We start from the raw sequence: 17,232 nt of genomic DNA, 5'->3' as shown, positions 1-17,232 counted from the left end.
AATACTGGGTAACACTCGCTCAAGTTCTATTGGCGATCGCCAGCAAGTTTTTCTTCTGGTTCATGGCTTCATGTAGTATTTTTAAGAGTGTTTACTTCTGTTTTCGCCTTCATATCCCCCATTTCGCCTAAATAGCAGGCATAGCGTAGAGCCATTCATGTTTGGTTTAATCGGTCACCTCACCAGCCTAGAACACGCCCAATCCGTCGCTAGAGAACTTGGATATCCCGAATATGCCGACCAGGGATTAGATTTTTGGTGCAGCGCCCCACCTCAAATCGTTGACACCATCAAAGTCACTAGCGTCACAGGTCAACAAATTGAAGGTCGATACGTCGAATCCTGCTTTTTACCAGAAATGCTAGCGACTCGACGCATCAAAGCCGCCACTCGCAAAATCGTCAACGCGATGGCTCATGCCCAAAAGCACGGCATCAATATCACGGCTCTGGGCGGCTTTTCCTCAATCATCTTCGAGAATTTCAACCTCCAGCAGATTCGCCAGGTGCGAAATGTCAAGCTAGAGTTTGAACGTTTTACTACCGGAAACACTCACACGGCCTACATCATTTGCCGTCAGGTCGAGCAAGCTTCCCAAAAGCTAGGAATTGAACTTTCCAAAGCAACGGTTGCGGTTTGCGGGGCAACAGGAGACATCGGCAGCGCCATCTGCCGCTGGCTCGATGCCCGTACTGACGTAGCCGAGCTGCTGTTAGTCGCCCGCAACCAGGAACGATTACAGGTTCTTCAAGAAGAGTTGGGGCGCGGCAAGATCATGAGTCTGGATGAAGCGTTGCCCCAGGCGGACATTGTCGTTTGGGTTGCCAGCATGCCCAAAGGCGTGGAGATTGATCCCACCACGCTAAAGCAGCCTTGCTTGCTGATTGACGGCGGTTATCCCAAAAACCTGGCAAACTTGCTCCAGCATCCCGGCGTACACGTCTTGAATGGCGGCATCGTCGAACACTCCCTGGACATCGACTGGCGAATCATGAGCATCGTCAACATGGACGTGCCGGCTCGCCAACTCTTTGCCTGCTTTGCTGAATCTATGCTGCTGGAATTTGAAAAGCTCTATACCAATTTCTCCTGGGGACGCAATCAGATTACGCTAGAAAAGATGGACTTGATCGGTCAGGTATCGGTCAAGCACGGATTTCGTCCTCTGCTAGTTTGAGGGGCTAGGGGTTGGGACTAGGGACAAGGGGAAGAGGGTGAGTAGGAAAGTGGCTTTTACTCCTATGAATTCCACTCTTATTTCCCTAGCTCTAGCTTGGGAATGAACAAAACGAGCAAACTAGAAGCTGGGAACGAGCAAACCCTAGCCCCTAGCCCCTAGCCCCCAGCCCCTTCCACCCCCAATCCCCAGTTCCTACTCCTAACCCCCTTATGGCAACTCCTGAACGTAGACCTGTCCTGCTTGATTTTGAGAAGCCTCTGGTGAAGTTAGAGGCAGATATTATCCGAGTGCGTGAACTAGCAGAGGAAAATAACGTCGATCTTTCTGATCAAATTCGTCTGCTTGAGTCTCGTGCCGTGCAGCTTCGTCAAGAAATTTTTAATAGTTTGTCTCCAGCCCAGCGGCTCCAGGTCGCTCGCCATCCTCGCCGTCCCAGTACGCTGGACTACATTCAGGCGATGAGCGATGACTGGCTGGAGCTACATGGTGATCGCCTGACAGGCACAGATGATCCGGCTCTGGTAGGTGGCGTTGCTCGGCTAGATGGCCGTCCGGTGGTGATGTTAGGGCACCAGAAGGGCAGAGACACCAAAGACAACGTCATGCGAAACTTTGGCATGGCTTCTCCGGGTGGCTACCGCAAGGCTATGCGGCTGATGAATCACGCAAACCGCTTTGGCATGCCGATCATTACCTTTATTGACACCCCCGGAGCATTTCCTGGACCCGAGGGAGAAAGGCTGGGGCAGGGAGAAGCGATCGCCTACAACTTACGGGAAATGTTCCGTTTGGATGTGCCGATTCTCTGTACGGTGATTGGCGAAGGTGGTTCTGGTGGTGCATTGGGTGTGGGTGTGGGCGATCGCCTGCTGATGTTTGAGCATTCTGTTTACACCGTTGCCAGTCCTGAAGCGTGCGCTGCAATTTTGTGGAAAGACGCTGCAAAAGCTCCTCAAGCGGCTGAAGCACTGCGAATCACTGCACTGGACTTAAAGAATCTGGGCATTCTAGATGAGCTGTTACCAGAACCTATTGGCGGAGCTCATGCCGACCCCTTGAAGACTACCGAAACGCTCAAGCAAGCATTGCTCAGTCATTTGGCGGAGCTAAGCCAGATGACGCCACAGCAGCGGCGAGATTTACGCTATCAAAAGTTCCGTAGTATCGGTATGTTTACCGAGATTCCTGCCTAGAGGTGAAGGCGATCGCTCCTGCTGGGATCGCTAGTGCTATAATCCTTTAAGAAACATTTGTTCACACTTTCTGCGTCAGGCGATCGCTGCGCTGCTTAGAGCGTTAGATTGCTTGGGGCTTGAACTGGTTGTTATTGGTTTTCTAACCTTATGCTCTTCTCCGTATGCTCCCCTGTTGAAACCGCAGGTAGCCGCTTCAAACGTGCCGATTCGGCCACGATTTGGAGAGAGTTGATGCAATTTGGTCAGCCTTGTTGTCTTTGACCTTTTGTTTTTAGTCTTAGTTTCAACTTTGTAGCGTTGGTTTTAACGCGATCGCCAATCCTTCACCTTACTGCTTTGGGACATCAAACAGCCCCATCAGCTCCGTAGGTCGGCGTACTAGCTCAATCGGCTGAGAATTTTGGAAATTTCATGACTCTTGATCTAAAACACCGTGCCCTGATTACTGGGGCAAGCAGTGGAATTGGCAAAGCCACTGCCTTGTCCTTTGCAAAAGCTGGAATCGATCTAGTTTTGGTCAGCCGCAATCAGTCCAGGCTAGACGCGGTCGCCGCAGAAGCGATGCAGATAGGTGTAGAGGTACAGGTTTGTCCTGTGGACTTGGCAGCGATCGCCCAGGTCAAAGCCGAAATTAGCCGCATTGCAGAGCGCCATGGCCCAATCAACATTTTGATCAACAGCGCCGGAGTAGGCTATACCGGCGGCATTCTAGAAACTTCCCTGGAAGACTGGCAGCAGGTCTTAACGCTGAATTTAACCAGTGTTTTGCAGTGCATTCAGGCGGTTCTGCCAGGGATGCGCGATCGCCACTCAGGAACGATCGTTAACGTTGCCTCAATTGCTGCCTACCAGGCTTTTCCCAACTGGGGCGCGTACAACGTCAGCAAGGCAGGATTGCTTGCCCTCTCTAAAACCTTGGCGGCTGAAGAGCGATCGAATGGCATTCGAGTAGTCACCGTTTCCCCCGGTGCGGTCAACACCGCCTTGTGGGATACCGACTTCGTTCATGCTGATTTCGATCGTTCCAAAATGCTCACCCCTGAAACGGTTGCCGAGTCTATTTTGCATACAGTTTTGCTACCCACCCAGGCAGTCATCGAAGAGCTGACACTGATGCCCAGTGCTGGAGCGCTGTAGTCCCCTTCTACAGTGACTCTACTGCTTGATTTACAGTTCATCCAAGATCATCTCAAACCACTATGACTATCGTTTCTTCTAACGGTTACACCAGTAACGACGCTCCGATCGAGCCCGATTCCTCAATTGAGGCAGATACAGCCTCTCGGCTGCCAATTCGTCCTGACCGCAACACTGCCAGGGGGCAGACAGTCAAGCCCCAACAGCCAACGCCAGACACCCAAGAGCAAATGATGTCAGCGGTGCGAGACTTGTTGATAGGTGTAGGCGAAGATCCAGAGCGGGAAGGGCTGCTGAAAACGCCCAAACGGGTTGCAGAAGCGATGCAGTTTCTCACTGGTGGCTACCATCAATCTTTAGAAGAATTGGTTAATGGTGCCATTTTTGATGAAGGGCACAATGAAATGGTGTTGGTGCGAGACATCAACGTGTTTAGCCTGTGCGAACACCACATGCTGCCTTTTATGGGGAAAGCTCATGTCGCCTACATTCCCAACGAAAAGGTTGTGGGCTTGAGTAAACTTGCCCGAATTGTCGAAATGTATGCTCGCCGCTTGCAGGTACAGGAGCGTTTGACTCGGCAGATTGCTGAAGCCATTCAAATCATTCTGGAGCCACGCGGCGTAGCGGTTGTAATGGAAGCTAGCCACATGTGCATGGTGATGCGCGGCGTGCAAAAACCAGGTTCCTGGACAGTCACCAGCGCAATGGTTGGCGTATTCCAGGATGATCACAAAACCCGTGAAGAGTTCCTCAGCCTGATCCGCCATCAGCCTGCTTTCTTCTAATACCAATCTTTAAGGCTAGATGTTTTGAAAGGTGCCCCGCGAACACGGGGCACCTTTCAAAACATCTAGCCTCATGTAGAAAGCTTCACCTAATCTACCGGCTAAAGCTTCTTGAAGTATCTGGCGATCGGTAACTGCCTAAAGCCGACTTTCTCGTAAGTGTAACGGGCTGGAGCATGACCTGGATCGCCTCCCGTTTCGACCATGGCGATCGCCATTCCAGCGTCTTTCATCCAGGCAAGAGCAAAGTCTATGAGAGCAGTGCCAATGCCTTGACTTTGAAAGTCTGGATCGACAGCAATCATGTAGATTTCACCCATGTTGTTCTCTGAGTGTAGTTTCACAGCTACGAAACCTACAGTGGAATCGGCATCGACCGCAACCCACACGTTTGTGTCTTCGGCAGCGCAAACATCCTCGACAGCCTTTTGCTGACTTACACCCCACCCAACGGGATAAAACGCTTGGTACACCTCAGCATCCAAAGCGTTTTGAATCGAATCAAAGACTGGCTCCCATGCTCGAAGCGAAAGCTGAATAACTGCATCAAGTTGATTAGGGGCATATGGTTCAATTTGCATTCTCCTATGAACCCCCAATTAACGGCGTGAGCTACATCAAACTACAGCATACTACAAACTTTGGTAGTTTAGCTCTGTCATCACGCAGATGGTGAGTTTGCTGGCATAGCTTGCTTGAGCTAACACAGAATCGGTTTTGTAAAGAAGCACCATTTGGTGTACGGGCGAAGCATTCGGCAGGAGGATTGTGATTAAGTTGCAGAGTTTGTGACCGAATGCTTCGCCCCTACCGCTACCGCTACTCTATAGATGGATTACGGTGCAACTGCTGACAAAACTGTGTAAGCCTACTGCCTTCTTGCCTCATTTGCACTGGCAGATGCTTGATTCAGATATTCGTAAGTGGCGCGCGAGACTTCCCGAATAAGCTCTTGGGCTCGTTCGTCATTGGTGGGACGGCGCACCATGACCGCGGCGATGTAGCGTCTGCCGTTAGGCATGTCGATGACACCAACATCACCGACCAGCGATCCAATATCACCCGTCTTGTGGGCAATGATCGCTCCTGCACCTAATCCTTGAGGTAGCAGCGTGTTGGTTTCAGTGCGACGCATGATTTCGAGCAGGCGATCGCGCGATCGCAGCGACAGCAAATCTCCCTGAGTGACGGCAGCTAGCAGCTTCGCCATATCTTCAGGACTGGTTGTGTTCTCTCCATCCAAATCGGGTAGAGGGTTGCGAATAGCAGTTGCAGTTAGCCCCCATCCCTGAAATCGCTGATTCAGCGAAGAAATTCCTCCCAGCCGATTGATCAGCATGTTGGTGGCTGAGTTATCGCTGATGATAATCATCTTGGTGGCCGTTTCCAGCACACTATATTGAGTGCCAGGTGGCTGATACTGCATGTCGCCTGAGCCTTCCGCAATGTCAGAGGCTTCCAGCGTAAGCATCTCATCCAGTCGAATATTTCCAGCATCTACCTCTTGAAGTAATGCCACCAAAACGGGCACTTTGATAATGCTGGCAGAGGGCATTGTCGTTGTGCCATTCAGGTCAAGATAGGCACGCGTATCCAGGTCAAACAGAAATACCCCCGGATTCAACTCTGGTTGACGGGCAGCAAGCGTTTTTAACGTGTTGCCCAAGGCGGTCATTTCCTGAGCAGGGGTGAGGGCTGTTGGGGAAGCTTCCAGGCTGGTGGGTGTGGCATCTCGGCTGAGGGAAGTTGCAGCCGTTTGCTCCATTTGAGAGGGTAGCCCTAGCCCAGCTGTAGTTTGAGGATTGCTAGCTGTCTGTTGAGCTGTAGGATTCCAAATTGCCAGAAACGTCCCAGCGATCGCCCCAAACCCAACTCCCACAATCAGCAGCCGCACGATATACACCAGCGGCGATGTAGGACGGGCAGGACGACGCTCAATCCGACGCTCAGTTTGAGCAGAGAGGGAAAGGTTACGCTGTCGGCGCGATCGCACCCGCCCTACCTTCAGAGGAGTTGCTTCCCTACGAGCAAGACGGCTGTCTGGACGCACCGGACGAACCAGTGCTCGATGCCGTCCAATTGTTGGAGGGGTACGCCGCACCGGTTCTAGCCGCACAGCCGCACGGGATACTCGCGGTGTGGGTTGAAAAGCTAGCGAGGTTCTGATGGGTTGATCGGTCAAACGTCCATCAGTGATACGTGACTGGAGCCGAGGTGGTAGCTCTTTTCTGGCATTAGCCGCAGGCAAACGAGACGTATTGCCAAACAGCAAATGGCGAACATTAAATCGAGTATCTGTTGGCGGTGAAGTGTTGGGATTGAAAGCATGACGCGCTGAACGCTGAGTTCGGGTCAGACGCTCTGGTCGTGCGAGTACAGGGCGCACAGGACGCGAGCCACCCTTGGCAGCATCTCCTGAATTCCCTTGCCCCTGCTCTGAGCGACGCAGAGGAATCAGCTGAGACGGCTGAGTCATCTGTTGAGGGGGTAAGCGCCGACGGCGCGATCGCTCGGATTGACCATCAGATTCCAACATACACGACACCTTTAACAGAATTGGCGAAACGCTTAGCTTCTAAACAATTAAACGGCTTCTGAGCAGGGAGCTTGGTTGAGTTCCTTCGGCTTTACTCTGGCATTGTAATGCAGTCCATCCCTGGCAACTTCAGAACTGATACATATCTCTCATCCTTTAGCTTTGGGACTTTCCAAAAAACATCAAATGTTGCTGAGGTAAAACATCTTTTGTTTGTTGCCAGACCAGCCCTACTGCCTGCATTTCCTTGCGTACCTGCCGTTGAGTCATTTTGTGCAGCCCCTTGATCGGAATCAATGGATTTTCACCCCGATATTCTGCTAAAACTACTCGTCCATCAGGTTTTAGCGATCGCACAATCGCCTCCATCATTTCGCGAGGATACTCAAATTCATGGTAGGCATCAACCATCATCACCAGATCTACCCCCTCAGCAGGTAAGTTTGGGTCTGTTGCACTGCCTAAAACAGGCTCCACGTTGTCAATCTGATCTTCTTGTTTGAGGAAAGCAATAATATCCAGCATTTCGGGCTGAATGTCTACTGCTAGCACCTTTCCCTGTGGCACCAGTGGGCTAAGCCGAAAGCTAAAAAACCCCGTTCCCGCTCCAATATCAGCAACGACATCGGTTGGCTGCAAGTCAAGCTGATCCACTAGCTGAGCCGGACGCTCTTCCCATTCGCGGCTAGGACGCTCTAGCCAGGCTGCGCCCCGATGCCCCATCACTTGAGCAATGTGTCTGCCCATGTAAAATTTGCCAATGCCGTCACCATTGTGAACCGTGCGATAGTGATACACGCCATCACTGGTGGTTGCGCCAGCAGGCACGGCACAACTGCTCAACAGTAGCCCCAGACAGCAGACTAGGAGAATGACACTCCGAAGCAGAATTTTTGGATATGGCTTTGAAATCACTGGCGATCGCCCCATCTTGCTGAGAATATTCTTGCAGCACTTAGAGCTTTTACAGATCCATTCAAAAAATCATCTTGTCCTAATAGGACTCAGCCTGGGGGAAAATGCTTAACCAGTTCATCTCCGGGAATGATGGTTGTCTCAAACATATAGGCTCGATTTGCCAAATAGCGTTGGTCTCGCTTGATCAGTTTTATGAACTGATTGTGTTCTTCTATAGAGCGTCCCACGAGGCAACCCGCACTATGTCCCCCTACATCATTGCGAGATGCACTGTAGCCATGATGCTGATTAACGCCAAACAGACCAATCTCAACTAAGTCTCCCGCCCTTGAATAATCCTTGTTCAAATCTCGGTGAACTGGAATTTTTCCCGCTTGAACTAGAGCAGGATGTCGCTTGTCTCTTCTGTGGAACCCCATCTGCCAGGCTTTGTACTGCCCAAACTTGATTCGGGCTGCACCTCTGACGCTCATCGGTTTAAGCGTATATTTCTTGCCGGGTTCTGTCGTTGCCTCCCATTTACCGACCAGTTTTGGAACTCCATTTACAATTTCGATGACCAGCCGTAAATCATTAAAGGCATTGGGTTTGTCATTGTTGAGGGTGCCGTCCAAATCCATTCCCTCAATGTAGACAATGTTGTAACGCTGGTTGCCATGAAAGATTTTGTAATTCTTCCTTTGCATATACTGAATAACTCGACTGGCCAAACTATTGCTAATCTGAAAGTTGTTGACCTGAGAGTTGCTGACTGGTTTGGCTCTGAGCAGCTTTTCTGCGGTTGGCCCATCTAAAAAATCTTGTTGCTCAAGCCCTACCCGTGCCTGAAAGTTTTTGAGAGCGGCAATGGATATGGGCCCAAACTTGCCATCGGCTGGCGGATCAAGTAGCGCAAGAGAAATCAGCCGTTCTTGAATTTGAGCGGATAACAGCTTCTCGGCCGTAATCGCATTTATTAACAGCTTGTCACTCTTTCCCACAAAGGTCTCTAACTTCAAAACGCCTTGATCTTGAGGAAAGCGAACAGGGGTGCCGTCTGCATTAAGTAACTGACAGTGCCCCACAAAAATTAGCCAGGTGTTACGCAGGGTACCTTCTGGTCCCGGAAAAGCAACTTGGTTGCCTTGCTCATCTTGACCAAAAGCAACTCGATAATGAATTTCTTGATATTTGCCGCAGCTTGCAACAGGCAACTGAGTCCCCGCTTCAAGCTGATATTTGAAAGTGTCAGGCAAGTTGATAGCAGGTTCAGCTTTGAGCTTGAGTGGAGTTGCGGCTGTAACTTTTAAGATATAGTTGCTCATAACAGATTCCCAGGCAAACAAAGTAGCAAAAAAATGGGTGCAAGACACGAGAATGTCTGTCTGAAACAATATACAGAAGAGTCTGTAGAGCGCTCGATTCGCAACAAAATCTTCATCTTTAAAGCCTTGCTGAATCGTTACTTTGCAGGGTTCTATAACAATCTCAAATAGGTAATGAGTGGCTCACCTGTTTGGGGTATTTTTGCTCATAAATGCAGAAGAAATTTGGGATGCAAAACTTCAGTTTTGCATCCCAAATTTCTTCTGCATTTACCAATATCCTGGTTGTCTGCTCAATCTTCGCTGGATTTGACGTGCTACTACATCGCTCTCATCCTTTTCCTATTGCTGTCTCGCTTTATAGGTGTAAAAGTCTCGAAATACGCCAACGGTCTCAAATTCATAGGTAGGAAGCAGGCTACTTACAGACAAATTAGTCTTATAGATACTCAGAATTAAGAAGTTTTGACGCTCTGTACTCTCAGAAATGAGTTGCTTAATTTCGTCCCGATTGTCTTCTAGTAGTTCAGCGCACTGAGCTTGAAGCAGGTTTTCCAGGAAGCTGGGTGCTTTGCTGCAGGCGTTCTCTTCTAGATATTCAGTCAACTGAGCCGTTGCGTAATCATCATAGGCAGCTTGCCCAGGATTGGTCACTGCCATCGCGACTCCTACTCCGACTAGCGCTAACCCAACTATAGAAGCCCCGATTGTTATACCTTTCATGGGATCAAACTCTGATTCTCTCGCTAAGCCTAAGCGTTCTCTAGATTAAATGACAAGTAAATATAGGGATTGTGTTCCGGTTAAGTATCTAAGTGTTTGAATCAGGGGCGATCGCAGTGCTACAATAGGCAATGCAATACGCAGTGTGGCGAGCGTAGCCAAGTGGTTAAGGCAGTGGATTGTGGTTCCACCACTCGCGGGTTCGAGTCCCGTCGTTCGCCCTTTTAAGATTAGAAGTTCATAAGGAGTTTGGCGGCTAAAACCCCGGCTCCAGCGGCAAAGTTCGTCTGTGCAGACTTCGCCTACTCAAAGTTTTCTGGCTTGAGTCGGTAGGCTTTTTGTATCGCTGCAACTTTAGGCGGCAGGGCTTACTGAATTGTTGTTATGGCAAGATGAATCTACGGTTAGTCAGTCGATGAACTGTACTTTTATTTGAATCTGGTTTATCATCAGTCATCAAGCGACCAACACCGATTTATCAGCCGCCTCATCCTGGAAGTTTTGCCCATGACTCTCACCATGCTTAGTCCTAGCTTGTCTATTGAGCCGACTTATTCTGTTTTTGGTCGTCGTGCCCAACTGCCATTACCTTCTGACCAGCTTTGGCAAATTCAGAGTGGGGTCGTGCGAACGACGACCTGGATGGAAGATGGTTCTATGGTGACGCTGGGGCTTTGGAGTGCAGGGGATGTATTAGGTCGGCCGCTGTCGAACGCCAATCCGCATCAGGCAGAGTGCCTTACTGAAGTGACGGCAACGCTGTTGCCTCGTGAGGAATGGCACCGGGTCACAGATGCTCTGATCCGACATATCCGTCATTCTGAAGAGTTGCTCGAAATTTTGCATTGCCCACAGGTTGAGGCTTCTTTGCTGCGCGTGTTGAATTGGCTAGCGCAGCGGTTTGGGCAGGAAAGCAAATTTGGTCGGCGGATTGAGTTACGCCTGACCCACCAGGAGCTTGCCGAACTGATTGGCTCAACTCGCGTAACGGTGACTCGTTTGCTCAGCAGCTTTGAACGGCGAGGGCTAATTCAACGGCAGCAACGCCGAATTACGATTACTCAAGAGGGTGAACCCTTCTGGCATTACGAGATTTAGACCGAGTTTACGTGTTCGGAGCAAGTTTGCCTGTCCGCTTAGACGTTTGGTTTCTCAGACATTCGGTTTAGATGTAATACATGCCGCTGAGCCGCTGGCGAATTTCTCGCTGTTGGCACAGATCTCGCAGCGTATGGCGTTGTAGAACGGCTCTAGCGCTTTGTTCAGCTTCTTTCCACACATTGCGAACAATCACGCGATCGCAATTAACCGTTTTCCCCTGAGCAGAGCGGCTGTTATCTTCTAGGCAGTTAAAGATTTCTAGCAGCGTAATTTGCCACGGTTCACGCGCCAGCAGATAGCCCCCTTTATTGCCTCGCTGACTGCGAACGATTCCAGCATGACGGAGTGCGGCAAATACCTGTTCTAAATAGCGATCGGGAATCGATTGTTTGGCAGCAATGTGCTTAATTTGCAGCGGTTCTCCTGGTTCTGGATGGCTAGCCATCTCTAGAAGTGCGATTAGAGCGTACTCAACTTTGGCGGACAGTTCCATAAATTTTATAGTTCTAGAATTGGGTTAGTCGATTAGAGATGTGCTTCCACCAACGGGAATCGTAAACAGAACGTAGAGGACTCCGGCACCCAGCGTGATCACAACCAAGCTAAAGATGATGACCCAGCGGCTAAAGGGGCGATAGGTGCTGTGGTTGATGGCATCCAGAACGGCGAAGTAGTGGCGGGTCGAAAGCAGGACGGTGAGCAGTCCGACGATGGCAAAGACTAAGCCCAGCTTCCAGCCCTGACCTGTACCTTGAATATCGGGTGTTAGCAGATTTCGCAGGCGGGCGATGACGACCCCAAAGCCCATCAGGGCGATCGCCGTTCGCATCCAGGCAAGATAGGTGCGCTCGTTGGCTAAGTGGTCTCGCACTCGCTGGTCTGAGATCGGTGCTGGAGATTCTTTTGGAGGTGAGGCAGCAAGATTTTGATGTAAATCAAGAAATGTTCGCTGGAGTTCTGGCGGCATCTCTTGATAAAGCTGAATCAGTCGGTCAACATCTGTTGAAGTATCTTCCGATTGAGCTTTAGCGGGTTGGGAATTGGCTTCTGACATTGGGAGGGTTTGGATGCGATTAGTGCAAGGGAATAGATAAGCCGGAGGGCAGCACTAGCGCCAGCAAAGCGGATGCCAGCAGCGCAATACCAACAAAGGGGGCGATCGCCTTTCCCCAGCGGGTTGTTTTCTCAAACAGCATGATGCCGGTGAGCGCTACCATCCAGGTGAGATGAGCGACACCGACACCAAACATCACCAACATGAGTGCCCAACAGCAGCCAAGACAGTACAGCCCGTGACGCAAACCTAAATTCCAGGCAGCTTTGAGTCCGCGCTGATAGTGATGAGTGAGGAAACTCATAGGATGGCGACAAACGCTCATGCACTGTTCTTTAAGACTGCTGAACTGAAATGCGCCTGCGATCAGTAGAGTACTTCCAGCGACCGCCCCAGGATGCTGATGTAGCCAGTGCCAACGATCAAGCCAGTGGTGAATTGCCCAGTCGCCAACTAAAAGAAGGATGGCAAAACCAAGCCAGATGGCGGCATAGGCAGATAGAAATACCGTGAGGAGCGATCGCGGCTGGTCTTGCTTTTGGCTCACCTGAATGAACAGCGTGATTAAAGGCAAACTGGTGGGTAGCATCATGGCGATCGTCATCACCAGCCACGCCAGCAAAAACACCAGCAGCTTTTGCACCGTGGGCTGTGTGGTTGCGATCGCTGGATGAAACAAATGCTCATTTCCCGTCAGCGATGCCAGGACAATCAGGCTCCAGGACGCCAGCACCATTGCCCAAACCAAGGTGAGTCCGGGGTTAAGCGTCAGCACAGACTGAAGCGAAGAGCGGGATTGTGCGGTTGAGTTGCTCACAGTTAGCTATGCTCAAAGCGAAACAGACCTTGAATGGCGTTGCGTCCGGTGTAGTCCCAGATCAGGTTAAACTCCGGCAAATCGACCCGATGAATGGAAGCTTTTGCGATGTAAGCTGGTGAACCGGGGATGGTGCTAAAAATGCTGTCAATCATTTTGGTGGGGCTACCGTCTGGCCCGCGATATGGCTCCATTTCGCTCACCAAGACATCACCGATTTTGATCGTGCCGCGTCCGTTTTCAATGTTGTATTCGACTGGGGCAACGCGGACATCCAGCACGTCGGCAACCAGGCTAGCTACATCGGCGATCGCCCCACCCAATTCCCCGTTAAACACTTTTTCTAAAAGCTGCTGCTGTTCCTCTGTACTGTTGCTATCGATGTAAACGACTGCTTTCCAGCCACCAGCCAGCACATTGCCGGGAATGTAGACAATTTTCACTAGCGTCAGTCCTGACACATCCACGCCCTGAATCTTGCCCCGATCGATGTGATAGGCAACAAAGCTGTCGCAGTATCCACCATCCGGGTCATCCCCAATCCAGCAAGGACAGGGCGCTTTGCAGGAACAGGCTTCTAGAATTTGCCCTTCTAGCTCGTAGATTTTTTCAGTTGCGATCGTGGTCGTCATGGTTCAATTCCTACAGACACTCAGCTTTGAACATTGAGCAAAAGAGAAAAGTAGCAAAGCGATATACCCGGTCTCTGCTACTGATAAATCAAGAGGGATTGCGATGGGCTGCCGTTGCTTATGAGAATGGTCAATTGCGTCTCACTGCGCGATCGGAGCGCTTCAAAAGAGGCTGCTCTAGAGGGACGTGGCACAAAGGAAAGCGCTAACACCACAGAAAAACTGATGATGCAAAAGAGGGTAAGAATGAGTAGGTTGTGATTTCTCATAAAACTTCCTCCGTTGTTTAAGAGCTTGCTGTTTGATGAATGCTGTTGGCTATTGCAGAACGTCACCCCGAAGGCGTTGCTTGTAGGTGTCTAGGTCGGGCGCTGTAGCGATCGCCCCCTGTGTCACCATAAAATCAGCCGAACTCTTCAGTACTTCAGCAAAAGCTCCGGGTTGGTCAGCACTGCCCAGATACTCCGCCTTGGCTTGTTCTGAAGAATCTAGCCAGATCAGTTGTTCCATGACCGTCAGGCTCTCTTCGGGGGTGAGTCCCAGTTCGGGGGCGATCGCCTCTGCTACCGCTTCGGGGTCATCTCGGTAAAGCTTCACCGCTTCATCCAGCACGGCGACGTATTGCTTCACCACATCGGGATATTCATCAACAAACGCTTGCCGCACAATTCCCACATCTGCCGTCAACACACCCCGTTCAGCTAGATCCGCAGATGTGGTTAAAACTGTGCCGCCATCTTCAACCAGTCGAGATAGATGGGGTTGCCAAACATAACCTGCATTAACGTCCTGACGTTGCCATGCAGCAACTAGATCCTGCGGCTGCAAGTCCAAAATCGTGAGAGAGTCAGGGCTAATTTGCTCCAGTTCTAATAGCGACAGTAGTGAAAAGTGGGTGGTGGAGCCAAAGGGAACGCCGACCCTTTTGCCTGCCAGATCTGCGACGGATGTAATGTCTTGCCGGACTACCAGCGCTTCTGCTTCCCCGATTACATCGTGGATAAAATAAACCTCGTAGGGAAGCCCCTGAGCAATTCCCACGCCAACTCCAACGGAACCGATTAAGCCAAAGTCAATTCCGTCTGCGGCTACAGCGGTGTTAACATCTCGACCTGAATCAAAGCTGATGTATTCCACCTGCGAGTTTGGAAAAGCTTTTTCGGTCAAACCCAACGCTTTTGCTAACAGCTCCGCATTGGGGATCACCTGGTAGCCAATACGAATCGTTTCAGGCGCTTGGGCTGTAGTTTCGGGCGCAGCCGATTCTGTGGAACTGGCTTCTGAGGTAGGTTCAGGAGAATTTCCGGAGCAGCTAGACGCAATCAGGGGCAAACTTAGACCGACCAGTCCAAGCAATACATTCCGTCTTTTTAATCGCATAGTTTTAGTTTCAAGTTATTCAGTTGAAGTGAGTTAGGAATCGTGACCAATCCAGGACAACTGCGATCGCTGAATCCACCGCCTCTCTTCGCCAGGTGGGTTGTAGGGGTTTGGCATTGCTAAACCCCTACCGGGTACTGCATTTTGCTAGGTTCATTTTTTAGGAGGCGATCGCCGCTTCTCTGCCCGTTCGGAGGCGATCGCCCAAAATCCGCTCCAGCACCTTTGTCTTTAGTTCAGCAAAGGCAGCGCTTCCAGCATTGCGTGGGCGAGGTAGGGAAATTTCCTGGTTTACCAGTATCGAACCGTTCTCAATCACAATCACTCGATCTGCCAAATACACTGCTTCTTCAACATCGTGTGTGACTAGAACGGCAGTGAAATTTTGCTCCTGCCACAGCCTTTCGATCAACTGTTGCATCTCAATTCGAGTCAGGGCATCCAGAGCGCTCATCGGTTCGTCGAGCAGCAATAACCGGGGTTGAGTCACCAGCGCTCGGGCCAGCGCGACTCGTTGCCGCTGTCCGCCGGATAGAGCCGTTGTCCAATCTTGCGATCGCGATGCCAGCCCTACCTGTTGAAGTGCCCACAGTCCATGTTCTTTGCCGTTGCGCTTTAGCCCCAGTGCCACGTTGTCTAACACACGCCGCCAGGGAAGCAGCCGTGAATCTTGAAACATAACTCTGGCATCGGAGTTAAAGCCTCTAAGCGGGTGTCCATCCAGCAGAACTTCTCCCTGGGTTGGCGTTTCCAGTCCTGCCAGCAGCCTCAACAAAGTGCTTTTGCCGCAGCCACTCCGCCCAACAATTGCCACAAATTCCCCTGGCGCAACTTCCAGGTCAATATCGCGCAACACCTGAGCCGTGCCAAAAGACTTGCTCAGATTCCGAATGCTTAATTGAGTGCCAGCGGCATGAGCCACTGTAGTTGTCTTCCTGCTCATAAATTCCTCTGATTTAATAGCTTTTTTGATTGGTTTATCCGTGCTGACTGGGGTGCCAGGGCAGCCACCAGCGCTCCAAAATCCGTACGGCAACGTCTGCCAATTTGCCCAACAGTGCATACAGTAAAATGCTCAGCACCACGACATCGGTTTGCATGAACTCTCTCGCGTTCATTGCCATGTAGCCGATGCCAGAATTAGCGGCGATCGTTTCTGCCACGATCAGCGTTAGCCACATCAGACCCAGTGCATAGCGCAATCCGACCAGTACGTTGGGCAAAGCTCCGGGCAGAATGATTTGCCAAAACAGTTTGCGGCGGCTCAGTCCATAAACTCTCCCCATTTCAATCAGGTTGGGGTCGATGGAGCGAATGCCGTGGAAAGTGTTGATATAAATCGGGAAGAACACACCCAAGACAACCAAAAAAATTCGCGCCTGATCGCCAATGCCAAACCACAGAATCACCAGCGGAATCATCGCCAGGTGGGGAATGTTGCGGATCATCTGAAGCGAGCTATCAAGCAACCGTTCAGCGGTGACATTGATACCATTCAGCACGCCTAAGGCCAAGCCAATTCCGCCACCGATGATGAAGCCGATCATGGCTCGCCACAGGCTAATACCCACATTGCGAACGAGTTCACCGCTTTGCAGCAGGCGAATGGCCGCTTCTACGATCTGAGTGGGGGCAGGCAGAATGCGGGTGGTAATTATGCCTGCTTGTGCCAAAATTTGCCAGACTACGATCAGTCCGAAGGGCACCAGCCAGGGAGCAATCTGTTCCCAGGACAGCCACCGTGTCCAGGATGACCATGATTTTTGATGTGTTAACTGCATATCTAACTCGCCTTCTTATCTTGGTAGGTTGGGTGAAGCAAAGCGGAACCCAACAGGAGCGGAGATTGCGTTGGGTTTCGCTCTGCTCCACCCAACCTACGGATTTATAAGAAAACCAGATTTCCCTGAATTAGCTGGCGCTGCTTACGAGCGCTTGAGTAGGTTGCAAGCTTGCAATCAGTTCATTCAGAGAAATCTGGAGTCGCTGTTCAACCTCTTCAGCAAACTGAAATCCACCGTCGGGCAGTCGCTGGATTTGGCTATCGACGATGTAAACGCCCGCAAAAATGTGTCGTGCCCCCAGGGTAGAGAGGACGGGTTTAAGGGCGTAGTCAATCGACAGTAAATGGGCGATCGTGCCGCCTGTGGCGATCGGCAAAATCGGCTTACCCACCAGTGCATTTTGCGGCAGCAGATCCAGGAATGCTTTTAAAACGCCCGTGTATGCAGCTTTATAAACGGGAGTGGAAATAATGATGGCGCTAGCTTGCTCAACCAGGGCGATCGCCTCCTTCACAGCAGGGTTGTCGAACTGGGCAAACAGCAGCGCTTCGGCGGGTAAATCCCGCACCGAAAATAAAGTGGTGGATACCCTTTCTGCTTCCAAGTGTTGCTTGGCGTACTCCAGCACGGAATAGGTGCGAGAGGGGTGAGAAGGGCTTCCGGCGATCGCTAAAACAGACAT

At 50.9% G+C, this 17,232-nt stretch carries 20 protein-coding genes and 1 tRNA gene; 6 read left to right on the top strand and 15 right to left on the bottom strand.

Annotated features, from left to right (window positions below):
• Nucleotides 1-157: 157 nt before the first annotated feature.
• The 4 genes from H6F93_RS13205 (at nt 158) to folE (ending at nt 4,301) form a co-directional block, all read left to right on the top strand.
• The gene (locus H6F93_RS13205) at nt 158-1,177 is read left to right on the top strand and encodes a long-chain acyl-[acyl-carrier-protein] reductase (RefSeq protein WP_190646320.1); all 1,020 of its coding nucleotides are present in this window, start codon (nt 158-160) and stop codon (nt 1,175-1,177) included.
• 212 nt (nt 1,178-1,389) lie between these two features.
• Nucleotides 1,390-2,373, top strand: a complete 984-nt coding sequence (gene accA / locus H6F93_RS13200) for an acetyl-CoA carboxylase carboxyl transferase subunit alpha (protein ID WP_190681336.1) — start codon at nt 1,390-1,392, stop codon at nt 2,371-2,373.
• 414 nt (nt 2,374-2,787) lie between these two features.
• Entirely contained in the window at nt 2,788-3,513 is a 726-nt protein-coding gene (locus H6F93_RS13195; RefSeq protein ID WP_190681334.1) for an SDR family oxidoreductase, read from the top strand.
• 62 nt (nt 3,514-3,575) lie between these two features.
• Complete coding sequence (gene folE, locus H6F93_RS13190; protein ID WP_190646323.1) at nt 3,576-4,301, top strand: GTP cyclohydrolase I FolE; 726 nt, start codon at nt 3,576-3,578, stop codon at nt 4,299-4,301.
• 101 nt (nt 4,302-4,402) lie between these two features.
• On the opposite strand, the gene H6F93_RS13185 is transcribed toward folE, so the two are convergent.
• The 6 genes from H6F93_RS13185 to H6F93_RS13165 form a co-directional block, all read right to left on the bottom strand.
• On the bottom strand, nt 4,403-4,882 hold the full coding sequence (locus H6F93_RS13185; protein WP_190681332.1) for a GNAT family N-acetyltransferase: 480 nt from the start codon (nt 4,880-4,882) through the stop codon (nt 4,403-4,405).
• A 287-nt stretch (nt 4,883-5,169) separates the two neighbouring features.
• Nucleotides 5,170-6,837: a serine hydrolase gene (locus tag H6F93_RS13180; RefSeq protein ID WP_242043436.1), complete on the bottom strand. Its 1,668-nt coding sequence runs from the start codon at nt 6,835-6,837 to the stop codon at nt 5,170-5,172.
• Between the two features lie 156 nt (nt 6,838-6,993).
• Nucleotides 6,994-7,665 (bottom strand): class I SAM-dependent methyltransferase, encoded by a 672-nt coding sequence (locus H6F93_RS13175; RefSeq protein ID WP_524537943.1) that lies wholly within the window; start codon nt 7,663-7,665, stop codon nt 6,994-6,996.
• The gene (locus tag H6F93_RS34050; RefSeq protein WP_242043435.1) at nt 7,640-7,792 is read right to left on the bottom strand and encodes a hypothetical protein; all 153 of its coding nucleotides are present in this window, start codon (nt 7,790-7,792) and stop codon (nt 7,640-7,642) included. The genes H6F93_RS13175 and H6F93_RS34050 overlap by 26 nt, the downstream gene beginning before the upstream one ends.
• Nucleotides 7,793-7,841: 49 nt before the next feature.
• Nucleotides 7,842-9,059 (bottom strand): peptidoglycan-binding domain-containing protein, encoded by a 1,218-nt coding sequence (locus tag H6F93_RS13170; RefSeq protein WP_242043434.1) that lies wholly within the window; start codon nt 9,057-9,059, stop codon nt 7,842-7,844.
• A 342-nt stretch (nt 9,060-9,401) separates the two neighbouring features.
• Nucleotides 9,402-9,782, bottom strand: coding sequence for a DUF4359 domain-containing protein (locus H6F93_RS13165; protein WP_190681328.1), 381 nt, complete (start codon nt 9,780-9,782; stop codon nt 9,402-9,404).
• 148 nt (nt 9,783-9,930) lie between these two features.
• Between H6F93_RS13165 and H6F93_RS13160 the strand changes: the two genes are divergently transcribed.
• Both H6F93_RS13160 and H6F93_RS13155 read left to right on the top strand, forming a co-directional pair.
• Nucleotides 9,931-10,003 (top strand) — tRNA-His (locus H6F93_RS13160).
• A gap of 286 nt (nt 10,004-10,289) precedes the next feature.
• Nucleotides 10,290-10,880, top strand: a complete 591-nt coding sequence (locus H6F93_RS13155; RefSeq protein ID WP_190644247.1) for a Crp/Fnr family transcriptional regulator — start codon at nt 10,290-10,292, stop codon at nt 10,878-10,880.
• A gap of 67 nt (nt 10,881-10,947) precedes the next feature.
• On the opposite strand, the gene H6F93_RS13150 is transcribed toward H6F93_RS13155, so the two are convergent.
• From H6F93_RS13150 to ssuE, 9 genes are all read right to left on the bottom strand, one after another.
• A complete protein-coding gene (locus H6F93_RS13150; protein ID WP_190644248.1) occupies nt 10,948-11,376 on the bottom strand; it encodes an RrF2 family transcriptional regulator in 429 nt (142 codons plus the stop codon).
• Nucleotides 11,377-11,400: 24 nt separating this feature from the next.
• On the bottom strand, nt 11,401-11,937 hold the full coding sequence (locus H6F93_RS13145) for a YidH family protein (protein ID WP_242043433.1): 537 nt from the start codon (nt 11,935-11,937) through the stop codon (nt 11,401-11,403).
• A gap of 19 nt (nt 11,938-11,956) precedes the next feature.
• Nucleotides 11,957-12,754, bottom strand: a complete 798-nt coding sequence (locus tag H6F93_RS13140) for a DUF2182 domain-containing protein (protein WP_199313686.1) — start codon at nt 12,752-12,754, stop codon at nt 11,957-11,959.
• Nucleotides 12,755-12,756: 2 nt separating this feature from the next.
• The gene (locus H6F93_RS13135; RefSeq protein WP_190644249.1) at nt 12,757-13,386 is read right to left on the bottom strand and encodes a DUF1326 domain-containing protein; all 630 of its coding nucleotides are present in this window, start codon (nt 13,384-13,386) and stop codon (nt 12,757-12,759) included.
• 77 nt (nt 13,387-13,463) lie between these two features.
• On the bottom strand, nt 13,464-13,655 hold the full coding sequence (locus tag H6F93_RS13130) for a hypothetical protein (RefSeq protein WP_190644250.1): 192 nt from the start codon (nt 13,653-13,655) through the stop codon (nt 13,464-13,466).
• Between the two features lie 49 nt (nt 13,656-13,704).
• The gene (locus H6F93_RS13125; protein ID WP_190681326.1) at nt 13,705-14,766 is read right to left on the bottom strand and encodes a taurine ABC transporter substrate-binding protein; all 1,062 of its coding nucleotides are present in this window, start codon (nt 14,764-14,766) and stop codon (nt 13,705-13,707) included.
• A gap of 160 nt (nt 14,767-14,926) precedes the next feature.
• Nucleotides 14,927-15,709, bottom strand: coding sequence for an ATP-binding cassette domain-containing protein (locus H6F93_RS13120; protein ID WP_190644252.1), 783 nt, complete (start codon nt 15,707-15,709; stop codon nt 14,927-14,929).
• Nucleotides 15,710-15,743: 34 nt separating this feature from the next.
• Nucleotides 15,744-16,547: an aliphatic sulfonate ABC transporter permease SsuC gene (ssuC, locus tag H6F93_RS13115; protein WP_190644253.1), complete on the bottom strand. Its 804-nt coding sequence runs from the start codon at nt 16,545-16,547 to the stop codon at nt 15,744-15,746.
• Nucleotides 16,548-16,677: 130 nt separating this feature from the next.
• Nucleotides 16,678-17,232: an NADPH-dependent FMN reductase gene (ssuE, locus tag H6F93_RS13110; protein WP_190644254.1), complete on the bottom strand. Its 555-nt coding sequence runs from the start codon at nt 17,230-17,232 to the stop codon at nt 16,678-16,680.

Origin of the sequence: Leptolyngbya sp. FACHB-671, from assembly GCF_014695745.1 — a bacterium.
In the GTDB taxonomy this organism is placed as follows: domain Bacteria; phylum Cyanobacteriota; class Cyanobacteriia; order Elainellales; family Elainellaceae; genus JAAUTN01.
This window is presented reverse-complemented; position numbering and strand designations above follow the sequence as displayed.